General features: G+C 67.0%; 14 protein-coding genes. 6 read left to right on the top strand and 8 right to left on the bottom strand.

Annotation, left to right across the window (positions count from 1 at the left end; genetic code table 11):
* Window positions 1–3: 3 nt before the first annotated feature.
* The 4 genes from AC0B44_RS10475 to AC0B44_RS10460 all read right to left on the bottom strand — a co-directional run bounded on the left by AC0B44_RS10475 (window position 4) and on the right by AC0B44_RS10460 (window position 3,503).
* Window positions 4–243, bottom strand: coding sequence for a hypothetical protein (locus AC0B44_RS10475; RefSeq protein WP_471902825.1), 240 nt, complete (start codon window positions 241–243; stop codon window positions 4–6).
* Between the two features lie 210 nt (window positions 244–453).
* Complete coding sequence (locus AC0B44_RS10470) at window positions 454–1,104, bottom strand: GTP pyrophosphokinase (protein WP_471902865.1); 651 nt, start codon at window positions 1,102–1,104, stop codon at window positions 454–456.
* A gap of 13 nt (window positions 1,105–1,117) precedes the next feature.
* Entirely contained in the window at window positions 1,118–2,458 is a 1,341-nt protein-coding gene (locus AC0B44_RS10465) for an MFS transporter (protein ID WP_471902824.1), read from the bottom strand.
* A 40-nt stretch (window positions 2,459–2,498) separates the two neighbouring features.
* Window positions 2,499–3,503 carry an aldo/keto reductase gene (locus AC0B44_RS10460; protein WP_471902823.1) on the bottom strand — a complete coding sequence of 335 codons (1,005 nt, stop codon included), beginning with the start codon at window positions 3,501–3,503 and terminating at the stop codon, window positions 2,499–2,501.
* A gap of 129 nt (window positions 3,504–3,632) precedes the next feature.
* Here AC0B44_RS10460 and AC0B44_RS10455 point away from each other — a divergent pair, with 129 nt between their 5' ends.
* The gene (locus AC0B44_RS10455; RefSeq protein WP_471902822.1) at window positions 3,633–4,205 is read left to right on the top strand and encodes a TIGR03086 family metal-binding protein; all 573 of its coding nucleotides are present in this window, start codon (window positions 3,633–3,635) and stop codon (window positions 4,203–4,205) included.
* Window positions 4,202–5,914: a dihydroxy-acid dehydratase gene (gene ilvD / locus AC0B44_RS10450; protein WP_471902821.1), complete on the top strand. Its 1,713-nt coding sequence runs from the start codon at window positions 4,202–4,204 to the stop codon at window positions 5,912–5,914. Before AC0B44_RS10455 ends, ilvD begins: the two co-directional genes overlap by 4 nt.
* 34 nt (window positions 5,915–5,948) lie before the next feature.
* On the opposite strand, the gene AC0B44_RS10445 is transcribed toward ilvD, so the two are convergent.
* Window positions 5,949–6,554, bottom strand: coding sequence for a chymotrypsin family serine protease (locus tag AC0B44_RS10445; protein ID WP_471902820.1), 606 nt, complete (start codon window positions 6,552–6,554; stop codon window positions 5,949–5,951).
* A 99-nt stretch (window positions 6,555–6,653) separates the two neighbouring features.
* Window positions 6,654–7,439 carry a DUF6319 family protein gene (locus tag AC0B44_RS10440; RefSeq protein ID WP_471902819.1) on the bottom strand — a complete coding sequence of 262 codons (786 nt, stop codon included), beginning with the start codon at window positions 7,437–7,439 and terminating at the stop codon, window positions 6,654–6,656.
* Between the two features lie 137 nt (window positions 7,440–7,576).
* Here AC0B44_RS10440 and AC0B44_RS10435 point away from each other — a divergent pair, with 137 nt between their 5' ends.
* Window positions 7,577–8,689: an adenylate/guanylate cyclase domain-containing protein gene (locus AC0B44_RS10435; RefSeq protein ID WP_471902818.1), complete on the top strand. Its 1,113-nt coding sequence runs from the start codon at window positions 7,577–7,579 to the stop codon at window positions 8,687–8,689.
* Window positions 8,690–8,798: 109 nt separating this feature from the next.
* On the opposite strand, the gene AC0B44_RS10430 is transcribed toward AC0B44_RS10435, so the two are convergent.
* Window positions 8,799–9,224, bottom strand: coding sequence for a GNAT family N-acetyltransferase (locus tag AC0B44_RS10430; protein WP_471902817.1), 426 nt, complete (start codon window positions 9,222–9,224; stop codon window positions 8,799–8,801).
* Window positions 9,225–9,459: 235 nt separating this feature from the next.
* On the opposite strand from AC0B44_RS10430, the gene AC0B44_RS10425 reads away from it, so the two are divergent.
* Both AC0B44_RS10425 and AC0B44_RS10420 read left to right on the top strand, forming a co-directional pair.
* Window positions 9,460–10,392, top strand: coding sequence for an AurF N-oxygenase family protein (locus tag AC0B44_RS10425; protein ID WP_471902816.1), 933 nt, complete (start codon window positions 9,460–9,462; stop codon window positions 10,390–10,392).
* Window positions 10,393–10,451: 59 nt separating this feature from the next.
* Window positions 10,452–11,231 (top strand): SDR family oxidoreductase, encoded by a 780-nt coding sequence (locus tag AC0B44_RS10420; RefSeq protein WP_471902815.1) that lies wholly within the window; start codon window positions 10,452–10,454, stop codon window positions 11,229–11,231.
* 16 nt (window positions 11,232–11,247) lie between these two features.
* Here AC0B44_RS10420 and AC0B44_RS10415 read toward each other — a convergent pair whose 3' ends face one another.
* A complete protein-coding gene (locus tag AC0B44_RS10415) occupies window positions 11,248–12,117 on the bottom strand; it encodes an IclR family transcriptional regulator (RefSeq protein ID WP_471902814.1) in 870 nt (289 codons plus the stop codon).
* 402 nt (window positions 12,118–12,519) lie between these two features.
* Here AC0B44_RS10415 and AC0B44_RS10410 point away from each other — a divergent pair, with 402 nt between their 5' ends.
* Entirely contained in the window at window positions 12,520–13,833 is a 1,314-nt protein-coding gene (locus tag AC0B44_RS10410; protein ID WP_471902813.1) for a bifunctional o-acetylhomoserine/o-acetylserine sulfhydrylase, read from the top strand.
* Window positions 13,834–13,837 lie beyond the last annotated feature (4 nt).

Here is a 13,837-nt window from a genome sequence, read left to right as displayed (position 1 = left end):
CCGTCACGGTTCCTTTCGGCGTCCCGGAGCGACGGTCGTGACGATCGTGTGGACGCGCTCCGCCATCTCGCGGTCGCGGTCCGGCATCTGGGCGATCTTCTCCAGCACGTCCTTCTCGTCCGCAGCGGCCTTCTCGGCGCCCTTCGCGCGCTTGCTCTCGGCCCTGATCTCCGCTGCACGTTCCTTCATGGCAGCGCGCTCCTGCGCAGAAAAGCTCTCGTCGGCAGTCGATTTCGCGGTCATCGTGTCCCCCTCGGTGTCGGCCACATGCTGCGCATCCAAGGTCAGGGCCCACCGTGGCCGGCGTCTTCTCGATTCCTGATCGATCGGCGAGCCGGGACACCTACATGTTTACGACGCACGACATCCCGACCCGGGTGTGTGTCGAATTACCTTCTGCGGCTTGGTGAGACGATGCATCCGCCGACACATTCGGGGACGGGACCGACCGCGTCAGTCGTCGAAACGGCCGTGCACCCGCTCGTGCAGCGCTTCCATCCGCACATCGAGGGCACGGGCCGTTTCGGCGGCGAGTCGTAGTTCCTCGCGCAGGTCGCCCGGGACGGCACGGTCGTGCTTGTAATAGATCTTGTGCTCGAGACTGGCCCAGAAGTCCATCGCGACCGTGCGGATCTGAAGTTCGACGTATACGGACTCCACCCGATCGGACATGAACACCGGCACCTCGACGATCACGTGCAGGCTGCTGTATCCGTTCGGCTTCGGGTGCGCGATGTAGTCCACCACCTCGACGACCCGCACGTCGCGCTGCCGGGTGATCATTTTGGAGATCCGGTACACGTCGGACGTGAAACTGCAGGAGATGCGGATACCCGCGATATCGCGCACGCTCGCACGGATGCCGTCCAGCGTGGGGTCGACGCCCTTGCTGGCAGCCTTCGCGAGAATCGACTCGGGGGTCTCGAGGCGCGACTTGACGTGCTCGATCGGGTTGTAGTCGTGGGCGTAGGTGAATTCGTCCCGCAAGATGTTGATCTTGGTCATCATCTCGTCGATACCGAACTTGTACACCATCAGGAACCTGGCGAGTTCGCGCGGCGAGAGCGACGTCGCGCTCTTTCCGTCCGTGGGATGTTCCGGAATCGGGGCGCCCGGATCAGGGGCGTCCACCGTCGCTGTCACTGCTCGTCCTCCTCGGGGTGTTCTCCTCCGAGTCTGCCAGGTCCCCGCGACGCGCTGCGGTTCGCTGCCTCACAACCTGCCATGAGCTGCGCGGATTCACTCCGGCTTCGCGACGGGCGTGGCCACGCGTCACCAGGACACCGATCAGTGCGATCACCCAGACGGGGTACTGCGCGAGCCACGCGACACGGAATGCGTCGAAGGTGTACCCACCGAGCCGTTCGAGGACGAGACCCATCGTCTGCACGACGAGCAGGGTGGCGAGGAACCCGCCGATGTTGACGATGCCGTTCGCGGTCCCCAGCGCAGAACCAGGATTGAACGTGCGGGCGTAGTCGAACCCGATCATCGAGCCGGGCCCGCCCACGGAGATGACGACGATGAGCAGTACGAGCAGCGCGATCGGCGCGGGTCCGGGCAGTGCGAGCACCACCGTCCAGATCGTCGCGTTGGCGAGCATGATCGTGAGCACCATCCACGACCGCCGGAGCGGGAAGCGACCGGAGAGGATCCCGAGGATCGGTCCCGCCGCGATCGCCGTCACCACCGACACGGTCAGCATCGACCCGGCGGCGGCAGGCGAGAGCCCCTGCGCCGAGACCAGATAGGGAACGCCCCACATCAACGCGAAGGTGGTCACCGAGAACTGGGTTCCCATATGGGTGAAGAAACCCAGCTTGGTGCCCGGCCGGCGCCACACCACCCCGATCTGCGCGACCAGTTCCCGGAGACCCATCGGCTTCGCGGCCGGAGCGTCCCCGTACGGGGCGTCACGCACCATTGCGATCACGAGGATGCAGGCGAACACCCCGATCGACGCCGCGCTGCCGTATGCCGCCGTCCATCCGACACCGGTCAGGACCAGCACGAACGGGACCGCCGACAGCACCTGCCCGATCTGGCCGAGAATCCCCGTCAACTGCGACACGAGCGGGACCTGCCGGGGCGCGAACCACACCGGCACCAGCCGGAGAACCGAGATGAACGTCAGCGCATCACCGGCGCCGACGAAGATCCGGGCGACATAGGCGATCGGCAACGATTCGGTGGTGGCCAGGACCATCTGCGCGACCGCCATGACGGCCGCACCGGTGGCGATGACCCAGCGTGAACCGAACCTGTCGAGGAGCACACCCGCCGGGATCTGCATGCCCGCATAGACGACGAGTTGCAGGACGACGAATCCCGACAGCACCGACGGGGAGATTTCGAATCGTTCGGTCGCTGCCAGTCCGGAGACGCCGAAGGCCGTCCGGTGCAGGACCGCCACGACATAGGCGAATACTCCGACACTCCAGACCAGCCACGCCCTCATGGTGGACGAACGTTACTCCCACGCTCGAGAGCGCCGCCGACTACTCGCGACCGAGCGACACCCACTGCGGGTCTGCCGACCGCGGTCCGACGATCTTGCCGGCGAGCAGATCGAGTCGCGCGATCTGGTCGGGAGTGAGCGTGACGTCGAGCGCGCCCGCGTTCTCGGTGACCCGCGCGGCGTACCGGGTGCCGGGAATCGACACCGAGGGAAGACCGAACTCGCGGGCCTTCGCGTCCAGCCACGCCAGCGCGACCTGCGCGACCGTTGCTCCCGCCTCGTCGCCGACCGCGCGGACCTCGTCGCGCACTGTGAGGTTGCCGGCGAGGGCGTCGGGCCCGAACCGCGGGAATCGGCGGCGCAGATCGCCGTCGCCGAGTTGCCCTGGGTCGAACGAGTCGGTGAGCAGCCCACGGCTCACGGGCGAATACGGCACGAACCCGATGCCCAGTTCCGCAGCCATCGGCACCACGTGCCGCTCCACGTCGCGGGAGACGATGCTCCACTCGGACTGCACCGCCGCGATCGGATGAACGGCGTGCGCGCGGCGGATCTCGTGTCCGGTCGCCTCGGACAAGCCGATGTGGCGCACCTTGCCGGCCTGCACAAGTTCGGCGAGCGCGCCGACGGTGTCCTCGATCGGTACCTCCGGGTCGACACGGTGCAGGTAGTAGAGATCGACGCTGTCCACTCCGAGCCTGCCGAGCGACTCGTCGATCGCCTGCTTCGCGTATTCGGGCCGCCCGTCGATGCGGCGGTTGCCGGTACCGGTGGACCCGATGGCTCCCACCAGACCGAACTTCGTCGCCACCTGCACCTCGTCGCGCCGGGCCGCGAGCAACTTCCCGACCACGGTCTCGCTCGTGCCGTTGCCGTACACGTTCGCGGTGTCGACGAAGGTGATTCCAAGGTCCACCGCGTGGTGCAGCGTAGCGAGCGCTTCTCCGGGGTCGATCGGTCCGTACACAGGGGAAACCGACATCGCTCCGTAACCCTGGGCGCTGACGGTCAACCCGGGGGCAAGCTCGACGGTGGGGACGGACATGCACTCTCCTCGAATCGGCGACGAGCCCCACAAACCGTGGGCTCCCGGTCGATCCTGACGCACGCCGAGCGCGGGCGCACGGATTGAAATCGCCGTGATCACAGGCCACCCGTGTCTAGGGTGGGAACCATGGCGAACGACTGGGTTTCACTACAACGCACCGCTCGGCGCGAGTTCGACAACCGCGTCGCGCAGATCACCGACTGGCACGCCCCCACCCCCGACACCGAATGGGACATCGAGACACTGGTGCGGCACGTCGTCGACGAACAACGCTGGGTAGCGCCGTTGCTGTCGGGACGCACACTCGAAGAGGCCGAGTCCGCTCTCGAACCCCTCGGCGACGACCTTGCTGCCGCGTGGGCCAAGTTCTCCGAGCAGGCGACCGAGGCGTGGGCCAAGACGCCGGCCGACCAGGAAATCCACCTCTCCTACGGTGCGGTGCCGTGCGTCGACTACCTGAGGCAGCAGGTCGGCGACACCACCATCCACGCATGGGACCTCGCCCGCGCCACCGGATCGGACGAGCAACTCGATCCGGTTCTCGTCGACGCCGTCTACAAGGACCTCCAGCCACAGACCGACATGCTTGCGGGCAGCGGGCTGTTCGCCGATCCCGTGCCTGTCGGTGACGATGCTTCCGTGCAGGACCGCCTGCTCGCTTTGACCGGACGCGACCCCCGCGGACACGGAGCGTCATGACCGATCGGCCCGGCCACAACGTTCCCGACCTCAAACCCCGCAGCCGCGACGTCACCGACGGAATCGAGAAGACCGCCTCCCGCGGCATGCTCCGCGCGGTGGGCATGGGCGACGACGACTGGGAGAAGCCCCAGATCGGCGTGGCGTCGTCGTGGAACGAGATCACCCCCTGCAACCTCTCGCTGGACCGACTGGCGCAGGCCGTGAAGGAAGGTGTGCACGCCGCGGGCGGGTATCCCCTCGAGTTCGGCACCATCTCCGTGTCCGACGGCATCTCGATGGGACACGAAGGAATGCACTTCTCGCTCGTGTCGCGGGAAGTGATCGCCGACAGCGTGGAGACCGTGATGCAGGCCGAACGACTCGACGGATCGGTACTGCTGGCCGGCTGTGACAAGTCGCTGCCGGGCATGCTCATGGCGGCAGCCCGCCTCGACCTCGCATCGGTCTTCCTCTACGCCGGATCGATCCTGCCGGGTGTCGCCAAGTTGTCCGACGGCACCGAGCGGGACGTGACGATCATCGACGCCTTCGAGGCGGTGGGTGCCTGCGCACGAGGCCTCATGTCGGAGGACGACCTCGGTGTCATCGAGCGGGCCATCTGCCCGGGTGAAGGTGCGTGCGGTGGCATGTACACCGCGAACACGATGGCCGCCGCGGCCGAAGCTCTCGGAATGTCGCTGCCCGGGAGCGCATCGCCGCCCGCGACCGAACGCCGACGCGACGGATTCGCCCGGCGCAGCGGCCAGGCGGTCGTGGAGATGCTGCGCCGCGGCATCACCGCGTCGGACATCCTGACGAAAGAGGCGTTCGAGAATGCGATCGCCGTGGTGATGGCGTTCGGCGGATCCACCAACGCGGTGCTGCACCTGCTCGCGATCGCCCACGAGGCGCGCGTGGAACTCACCCTCGACGACTTCGTCCGAGTCGGGGCGCGCGTCCCGCACCTCGCCGACGTCAAACCGTTCGGCACACACGTCATGAAGGACGTCGACCACATCGGCGGTGTGCCGGTGATGATGAAGGCGTTGCTCGACGCGGGCTTGCTGGACGGCGACTGTCTCACCGTCACCGGTCACACGCTGTCGGAGAATCTGGCGGGCATCGCCCCGCCCGATCCCGACGGCAAGGTGCTGCGGGCGCTGAGCAACCCCATTCATCCCACCGGTGGCATCACGATCCTGCGGGGCACTCTCGCTCCCGGTGGCGCGGTGGTGAAGTCGGCGGGATTCGACGAGTCGGTGTTCGAGGGCACCGCGCGGGTCTTCGAGCGGGAACGCGCGGCAATGGATGCGCTCGAGGACGGCACCATCACGGCGGGTGACGTGGTGGTCATCCGATACGAGGGCCCCAAGGGTGGCCCCGGAATGCGGGAGATGCTCGCGATCACCGGAGCCATCAAGGGCGCGGGTCTGGGGAAGGACGTCCTGCTTCTCACCGACGGTCGTTTCTCCGGTGGCACCACGGGACTGTGCGTCGGGCACGTCGCACCCGAAGCGGTCGACGGCGGACCGATCGCCTTCGTCCGCGACGGTGACCGGATTCGCCTCGACGTCGCCGGTGGCGTCCTCGACGTGCTGGTGAGCGACGAGGAGATGGCGACGCGGCGGCAAGGGTGGGAACCGTTGCCGCCGCGGTACACACGTGGTGTGCTCGCCAAGTACACCAAGCTCGTGGGCTCGGCGTCGCACGGCGCGGTGTGCGAATAACGCCGATCCGCCCTTGTGTGGGAAGGGCTTCCGGCTAGATCGGCCGGAAGCCCGTTCCTGCACCTCCGCGAGCGTTGATGTCGCCGAAGATCACGTCGATGTTCGTTCCGACCTGCGGGCCGGCGCACGGCGCGAACAGGTACGCGTTGACCATCGCGACGAGCGTCGTGCCGACGACCAGTGGCGCACCGGAGTCACCTTCGATGACGCACACCTGGGTCCAGGTTTCCTGCGAACCGGAGACGTCGCCCCACACGACGCCGCACGTGTTCCCCGTCGTGCGGCCTTCTTTGCACGCGATGTCGGGGAAGCCCGCGGGGGACCCCAGACCGGTGATCGACGTGTTCCCCACCCGGTTGACGGGTACGACCTTGCTCCGGTCGAACTCGATGACCGCGTAGTCGAGCACGGTGTTCGCGGAGACGATCCGGCCGACGGGACCGGCCGCGGTGTCGTACTCGGCCTTCACGGTCATGCCGGGGAGACCGCAATGCGCCGCGGTCAGGCCGACGAGGCGACCGGCGGCGTCGTTTCCGATGGTGGTGAGGGTGCAGTCGTAGATGTCCTGGCCACCGTCGCCGAGAGTGATCCCCGAACCACCGCCGAGGGTGACAGGAGGTGCTGCGGTGGCTATCCCCATCCCACCGCCCGCCAATGCCATCACTGCTGCGGCCAGTAGAGCGAACCTTCAGAACATCGTGTCCCTCTCGCGCGGCGGGCGACCTTCGTTGTGAGGGTACTAGAGGTCGATGCCTGTTTTCGGGGTTGCGCCGAGACTTTCGAGAGCTTTTCGGGCTTCCTCGAGTTCGCGGCTGAGCTGCGCGACTCGCTCTTCGGCGGCGGTGCGGGCCGCGTCGATCACGGACTGGACCGCCTCGATGGCACCGGGATCGCCGAGTTCCTTGACGGCCCGCTCGACGGCGTCGGGCGCCACCGGCGACGGCTTTCCGACTTTCCGTGTCCCGTGCGCGATTCCGACGGTCCATTCGCTCTCGGGGTCGATGGTGACCGTGATGCTGATCGTGGGCGCCTTCTTGGCCTTACGGACCGGCGCTTTCGGCTTGGCGGGAGCAGCGGACCCGGGGGTCGTGTCGTTCACGGGCTTCTTCTCCTGGACGCTGGGGACGCTGCGCGCCGGCGCGGGCCTCGATACGGACTTGGGGGCAGCGGGTGCGGATGCAACCGGCTCGGGCACACGAGGGTTCGGAGCGGGAGCCGCCGATGCTGCTGACCGGGCGGGCGCGGACTTCGCCGGTGCGGTCTTCTTCGCCGGTACTCCGGCGGGTTGCCGGTTCAGGCGCAGTTCGTCGGATTCGAACGGAAGCTCGTCGTCCACGCCCTTCGGCCGGACCGTGACGGTGCTGCCGCTAACGGAGATGACTCGCGCCGACGCGCCGGGTTCGATGCCGAGGCTCGGAATGCCGTCGACGAGATATACAGTCGCGCGACGACCGTCCGCGAGTGCACTACTCAGCTCTCCGAGTTGTTCCTCCGTCAGATGGTCCGCGCGTGTGCGGGGCGACATGCATGTCCTTTCTCGGCTCGCTGGAGTGTCCGGCGCTTTTTCGACGCCCACTGTCGCACAGGTGTACGACACGACACCGAGCGCCGGTGGGCGGAATCTACAACCTCCACAACCGGAGTACAGGTAAGGATGGTCTCGTGACCCCGTCCGATCAGCGTCCGCAAGCCACCCCCGAGGTGGTCGCGACGATCCGATCCGAACTCGAACGCACCCTCCTCGGTGCTCGCCGGTACACGTTGCAGGAGGTCGCGGATCTCGCCAAGCTCGAGCCGGCTCGCGTCCGTCAGCTGTGGCAGGCCCTGGGATTCACCGTCGACCCGGATCCCGACGCCGTCATGTTCACCGACGGGGACCTGGGCGCCCTGCAGGATGTCGCGGCGATTCTCGGCAGCGGCGCCATCGATCCCTCCGCAGAGCTGTCCGCGGCGCGTTCTCTCGGACAGTCGATGTCGCGGCTGAGCGAGTGGCAGTTCGCCCTGCTGAGTGGTCACGTCGTCGCCCAGCTCTCCAGCACCTACAGCCACGCCTCCACGCCCCCGGAAGACGAGGAGATCCGCGAGTTCGTCGACGACATCCTCCGCCGGGTCGCCAACCGTGCCGAGAACCTGCAGGGCTACATGTGGCGCCGGCATCTGGTCTCGACGACCAACCGCACGGCCGTGCGGGCGCAGGGCGACGTGCAGACCCGCCCGCTGGTCGTGGGTTTCGCCGACATGGTGGGTTACACCCAGCTCACCCGGCGCATAGACGCCGACGAACTCAACGTGCTGCTCGACCATTTCGAGGCGGAAGTCTCCCGCGTGATCACCCGGCACGCCGGCTGGGTCATCAAGACCGTCGGCGACGAAGTCATGTTCGCCGCCGAGGACCCGGTCGCCGCCGCGCGTATCGCGCTGGAACTGCAAGAGGCGTTCGCAGCGCTCGAGGACACCCCGGCACTGCGGATCGGGATGGCGTCGGGTCCGGCGCTTGCCCGGTTCGGCGACCTGTTCGGGTCGGTGGTCAACATCGCCGCACGGTTGACCGGCGCGGCCCGGCCCGGTTCCGTCCTGGTCGACGCGGAGCTCGCGGAAGCACTCGGCGACAGCGACGAGTTCCGTCTGCACGTGGTGCGGAATCTGCGGGTCAAGGACTTCCGGCACTCACGTGCCTACGTGCTGCGCCCTTCGCGGCACGTAGGCAGGGACGCACGCAACGAGAACCGTCCGCCCCCTGCAGGATCCACCGCACCACCCGATCCTGCTGCGTGATCTCCTGCAGGAACGATCGCCGTCGAGACCGGAGGCACCCAGGCCCGGCTGACGTGGAAAGTCGACGGATACACGCTGTGCTCTGGCGATAGGTCTGCACGAGAGGCGTCTAACCGGCGGGCTGACTGTGTCTGCTCGGGCGTTCCATATACGTCGGACCGTAGGCGACAAAGCCGAATCGAGAGTAGAGCGGCTGCGCGTCTGCTGTATGCAACATCCAGCGGAAGTCCTCTGCCTCGGTATCGGACAGCAGGCATTCGAGCATGGCGCTTCCAATGCCCTCGCCTCGACGCTCCGAGAATACGAACCCGTCCGCGATGTATCCGTAGCTCACACCGTCGGATGACACTCGAACCGCGCCGAGCAACTGTCCGGAATCCGATGCCCTTGCAACATAAACCTTCCAAGCGCTCTCGAACTGTTTCCGGATCTGATCGCGCGACCGCCACCTGTTCCAGTAGGCATCGCCGACCAGGAAATCCAGGGTGCGGGACAGTTCTACTTCCGACAGCCGATTATCGACGACGATGTTCATGCCTGAACCACGACCTCTCTGCGAACAGTTCTACTGTCCACAGTGCCTCGGACTGTTGTCACATACACCCCCGCATGCTCTCGCGTTCGTCACTGCCCTCGCGTTCGTCACTGCCCTCGCGTTCGTCACTGCTCTCGCGTTCGTCCGGACACTTTCGTCGTAGACGTTGTGCTGTGCCCGCGATCACGCTAACCTCACTTAACAGTTACCCGTCGTCACACTAAAAGGTGGAGACATGACCGCATCGCTCACCCGCGAATCCAGCAAGGGTTTCGTACCCGGCATCCGGCTTTCCGATCGCGAGGAAACGGCCGGTCGTCTGCTCGCTTCGTCCGCACGCAAGTCGTACGACCCGGTCGTCGAGGTGGACTGGGAAGCACCGGTTCCCGACGACAAGTTCGGCATGACCCCCGAGTGGAGCACGCTCTACGGCACCGCCCTGTGGGACGAACTCACCGACGAACAGCGCATCGAGCTCACCAAGCACGAGGCCGCGAGCGTGTCGAGCACCGGCTTGTGGTTCGAGATCCTGCTCATGCAGATGCTCCTGCGCGACGTCTACGACCGAAACAAGCACAGCCGGCACGTGCAGTTCGCGCTCACCGAAGTCGCCGACGAGTGCCGTCACTCCGTGATGTTCGCCCGCGCCGGCGAACGGCTCAACATGCCCAGCTACGGGCCGCCCCGCTACATCCACCACCTCGGCCGCCTGTGGGGCCATTTCTTCAAGGGCGCCAACGCGTACGCCGCGGTCATGGCCGCAGAAGAAATCCTCGACATGATGCAGCGCGACTTCATGCGCGACGAACGCGTCCAGCCCGTCACACGTGCGGTCTCGAAGATCCACGTCCTCGAGGAGGCGCGCCACATCCGGTTCGCCCGTGAAGAAGTGGGACGCCGACTGAACGGTGCGAGCCGCCTGCGGCTCGCAATCGAACGGATCAACACTGCGGTCGTCGTGTTTTTCGTCGTCAAGAGCATGATCCACCCGGACGTCTACGCCAACGCCGGCCTCGACACCGAGCGCGCCCTCGAGGAAGCCCGGAACAACACGCACCACCACGACCGGGTGCGCAAGTCCGGCGCCAAGCTCATGACCTTCCTCGACAACGTGGGCCTGATCGGCGGACCGTCGAAGATCCTCTACAAGAAGGTTCACCTGCTCTAGGCACCTGCTGAGCGGGAACGTCGGGGCACCGTGGCACATTTCGTCATAGTCTCCGCGGCATGTTCTTCGACAATCCTGCCGATTTCACCGGTCGCGCGGTCCTCGTCACCGGCGGCACCAAGGGCATCGGGTACGTCATCGCCGAATGCTTCTTGGCCGCCGGTGCGGACGTGCTGGTCTGCGGACGGACCGCGCCCGAACGACTGCCCGAAATCGACGGCCGAACGGCCGAGTTCGCCGCCGTCGACATCCGCGACGCCGAGCAGGCGAAGTCCCTCGTCGCGACGGCCGTCGAGAAGTTCGGACGCCTCGACGTTCTCGTCAACAACGCGGGTGGCTCACCCGATTCGGATGCCGCGACGGTGTCGACTCGCTTCTTCGACAAGATCGTCGCTCTCAACCTCCTCGCGCCGTTCTACGTCGCCCAGGCTGCGAACGCCGTGATGTCCGGGCAGGACGAGGGGGGTTCGATCGTCAATATCGGAAGCGTGTCGGCGCACGACCCGCAACCCGGCACCGCCGCCTACACCGCAGCGAAGGCCGGCCTGCTCGCACTGACGAAGGCCCTCGCTCTGGAGTGGGCGCCGAAGGTGCGGGTCAACCACATCACCACCGGCCTGATCCGCACCGAAGCTGCCGCCGAGGTGTACGGATCCGACGGCGGTGCCGCCGTCACCAGGACCCTGCCGATGCAGCGCATGGCGGTGCCGTCCGACATCGCGGGCGCGTGCCTGTTCCTCGCCGGTCCGTTGGCCACTTACGTGAACGGGGCCGATCTCGCGGTACACGGCGGCGGCGAACTGCCCGCCCGCTACATGGCACTGCATCCCGAAGGCTGAAGCGCGCGTCCCGCGACTATCGGAGTCCGGCGGCCGTGGGAATCACGCTGCCGAGCGGCCCGGTCGCCATCCGGGAACCGGAAACGGCCTCGTCGCGCTCCTGATCGGGAAAGAGTGTTCGGGTGATCTTGCGGGCCGCATCGGCGACGATCGGCGCAACCCATTCGAGCCGGGTCGAGCGCGCATCCGCCGCCAGCGAGAGCGCCGCGACCGGCCCGTCGACACCGCGCAGCGCCACCCCGACACAGCCGATACCCGGCGCAGCCTCTTCGCGCTCGAAGGCGACGCCACGACGCTTGCGGATCCGGTTGAGTTCCTGATGGAGTGCCGCATTGTCGCCGATGGTCCGCTCGGTGCACGGCGGCAGCCGCTTGCCGTAGAGCGCGTCGACGCGCTCGGGCTCGAGCCAGGCCAGGATCGCTTTGCCGCACGCCGTGGCGTACGCGGGAAACCGCCCGCCGACCCGCGATGGGACGCTCGAAACGAGCTGCCCACCGACCTTGTCGAGGTAGAGCACTTCGTTGCCGTCGAGGACAGTCAGGTGCACGACCGCACCCGTCTGCATCGCGAGGTCGTGCAGATGCGGGGCGGCGGCTTCGCGGATACGCCGGTGACCGGTGTCGCTGCCACCGAGTCCGAGCGCGCGTGCGCCCAGGCAGTATCCGTACGACGCGTGGTCGATCCAGCCGCGGCCGACCAACTGGTCGAGGATGCGATGCACCGTCGAGCGGGGTAACCCCGAACGGCAGGTGACCTCTTCGAGCGTGAGCGCTCCCCGGCTGTCGAAACTCTCCAGGATGAGCGTCATCCGGTCGATCATCGATGGCGGTAGTTCGCGCTTCACCGGGGTGCCGGAATGCTCGAGCGAGAAGTCGACGGCGGTCAAATTTACCTCCAAAAGCACTGGCCACGACCCTGCGCGCCCCACCAAACTAGAATCTGTTCCAGTACGTTAGCAGGATCACACACGGCGACGGAAGAGCAACACACAGCGTGTAGGTACCGGTCCCGGGGCCGCCCGCCGCCGCGACGCGCGGTTTCCTACGGGCCTGGTCGGAATCGCCGCCAGCCGTTATTGTCGGAGCCGTGAGCAAGACGTACGAGTGGTCGGCACAGCGACCGCGCCGTCATGCCTGTCTTCTGTGTATGTGCGGGTGCCCGGCCGGCTGACCGCCCGCACCCACCCCCGGCCCCCACGAACCGCTCTCACGGCGGCGCCGCGCCCGGGGTCGTGAAGGTCAGCGTCTCGACGACCCGTTCCACTCACCGAATCCGGAGCAGTAGACCCATGAGCGACAACACCCCCGAAGCCGTCGATCCCACCGCGTCGTGGAGCTTCGAGACCAAGCAGATCCACGTCGGTCAGCCCGCCGGCGGCGACACCAAGGCCCGTGCGCTGCCGATCTACCAGACCACCAGCTACACGTTCGACAACACGGACCATGCCGCGGCTCTCTTCGGGCTCGCCGAGCCCGGCAACATCTACACCCGCATCATGAATCCGACACAGGACGCGGTCGAACAGCGCATCGCGTCGCTCGAGGGTGGTGTCGCCGCGCTGCTCCTGTCCTCCGGTCAAGCAGCCGAGACGTTCGCGATCCTCAATCTCGCCTCCGCCGGCGACCACATCGTGTCGAGCCCGTACCTGTACGGCGGCACCTACAACCTCTTCCACTACACGCTTCCCAAGCTCGGCATCGAGGTCTCGTTCGTCGAGGATCCCGACGATCTCGAGCAGTGGCGCGCGGCGGTCCGTCCCACCACGCGGGCGTTCTACGGTGAAACCATCGCCAACCCGAAGAACCACATCCTCGACATCTCCGGCATCGCCGGTGTCGCGCACGACAACGGCCTGCCCTTGATCGTCGACAACACCGTCGCCACCCCGTACCTGTTGCGTCCCCTCGAGCACGGCGCCGACATCGTCGTGCACTCCGCCACCAAGTACCTCGGCGGCCACGGCACCGCGATCGCGGGCGTCATCGTCGACGGCGGCACGTTCGACTGGACCCAGGGCCGCCATCCCGGCTTCACCACTCCCGACCCCAGCTACCACGGGGTGGTGTTCGCCGATCTCGGCGCTCCCGCCTTCGCCCTCAAGGCACGGGTGCAGTTGCTCCGCGACCTCGGCTCGGCTGTGTCGCCGTTCAACGCGTTCCTCATCTCGCAGGGCATCGAAACGCTCAGCCTGCGGATGGAACGCCATGTCGCCAACGCGCAGAAGGTCGCCGAGTTCCTCGAGGCGCGGCCCGAGGTTCTCTCCGTGGCCTACGCGGGCCTGGAGTCCTCGCCCTGGCACGAGCGTGCCGAGCAGCTCACGCCCAAGGGCCCCGGCGCCATCGTCGTGTTCGAACTCGCGGGCGGGATCGACGCGGGTAAGAAGTTCGTCAACGCGCTGACCCTGCACAGCCACGTCGCCAACATCGGCGACGTGCGCTCGCTGGTCATCCATCCGGCGTCCACCACCCACTCGCAGCTCACCGCCGAGGAGCAGCTCGCCGCGGGCGTCACCCCCGGACTGGTCCGCCTGGCCGTGGGTATCGAGAACATCGACGACATCCTCGCCGACATCACCACCGGGCTCGAGGCTGCGGGTTCCTGACCCC

Source organism: Rhodococcus sp. NPDC019050 (assembly GCF_055664235.1).
This window is presented reverse-complemented; position numbering and strand designations above follow the sequence as displayed.

What these genes read in the sequence shown, in the direction of transcription:
- AC0B44_RS10475 (WP_471902825.1), bottom strand. Translation starts at nt 243, where the DNA reads ATGACCGCGAAATCGACTGCCGACGAGAGCTTTTCTGCGCAGGAGCGC.
- AC0B44_RS10425 (WP_471902816.1), top strand. Translation starts at nt 9,460, where the DNA reads ATGACCGCATCGCTCACCCGCGAATCCAGCAAGGGTTTCGTACCCGGC.
- AC0B44_RS10440 (WP_471902819.1), bottom strand. Translation starts at nt 7,439, where the DNA reads ATGTCGCCCCGCACACGCGCGGACCATCTGACGGAGGAACAACTCGGA.
- AC0B44_RS10465 (WP_471902824.1), bottom strand. Translation starts at nt 2,458, where the DNA reads ATGAGGGCGTGGCTGGTCTGGAGTGTCGGAGTATTCGCCTATGTCGTG.
- AC0B44_RS10420 (WP_471902815.1), top strand. Translation starts at nt 10,452, where the DNA reads ATGTTCTTCGACAATCCTGCCGATTTCACCGGTCGCGCGGTCCTCGTC.
- ilvD (WP_471902821.1), top strand. Translation starts at nt 4,202, where the DNA reads ATGACCGATCGGCCCGGCCACAACGTTCCCGACCTCAAACCCCGCAGC.
- AC0B44_RS10410 (WP_471902813.1), top strand. Translation starts at nt 12,520, where the DNA reads ATGAGCGACAACACCCCCGAAGCCGTCGATCCCACCGCGTCGTGGAGC.
- AC0B44_RS10455 (WP_471902822.1), top strand. Translation starts at nt 3,633, where the DNA reads ATGGCGAACGACTGGGTTTCACTACAACGCACCGCTCGGCGCGAGTTC.
- AC0B44_RS10445 (WP_471902820.1), bottom strand. Translation starts at nt 6,554, where the DNA reads ATGGGGATAGCCACCGCAGCACCTCCTGTCACCCTCGGCGGTGGTTCG.
- AC0B44_RS10430 (WP_471902817.1), bottom strand. Translation starts at nt 9,224, where the DNA reads ATGAACATCGTCGTCGATAATCGGCTGTCGGAAGTAGAACTGTCCCGC.
- AC0B44_RS10460 (WP_471902823.1), bottom strand. Translation starts at nt 3,503, where the DNA reads ATGTCCGTCCCCACCGTCGAGCTTGCCCCCGGGTTGACCGTCAGCGCC.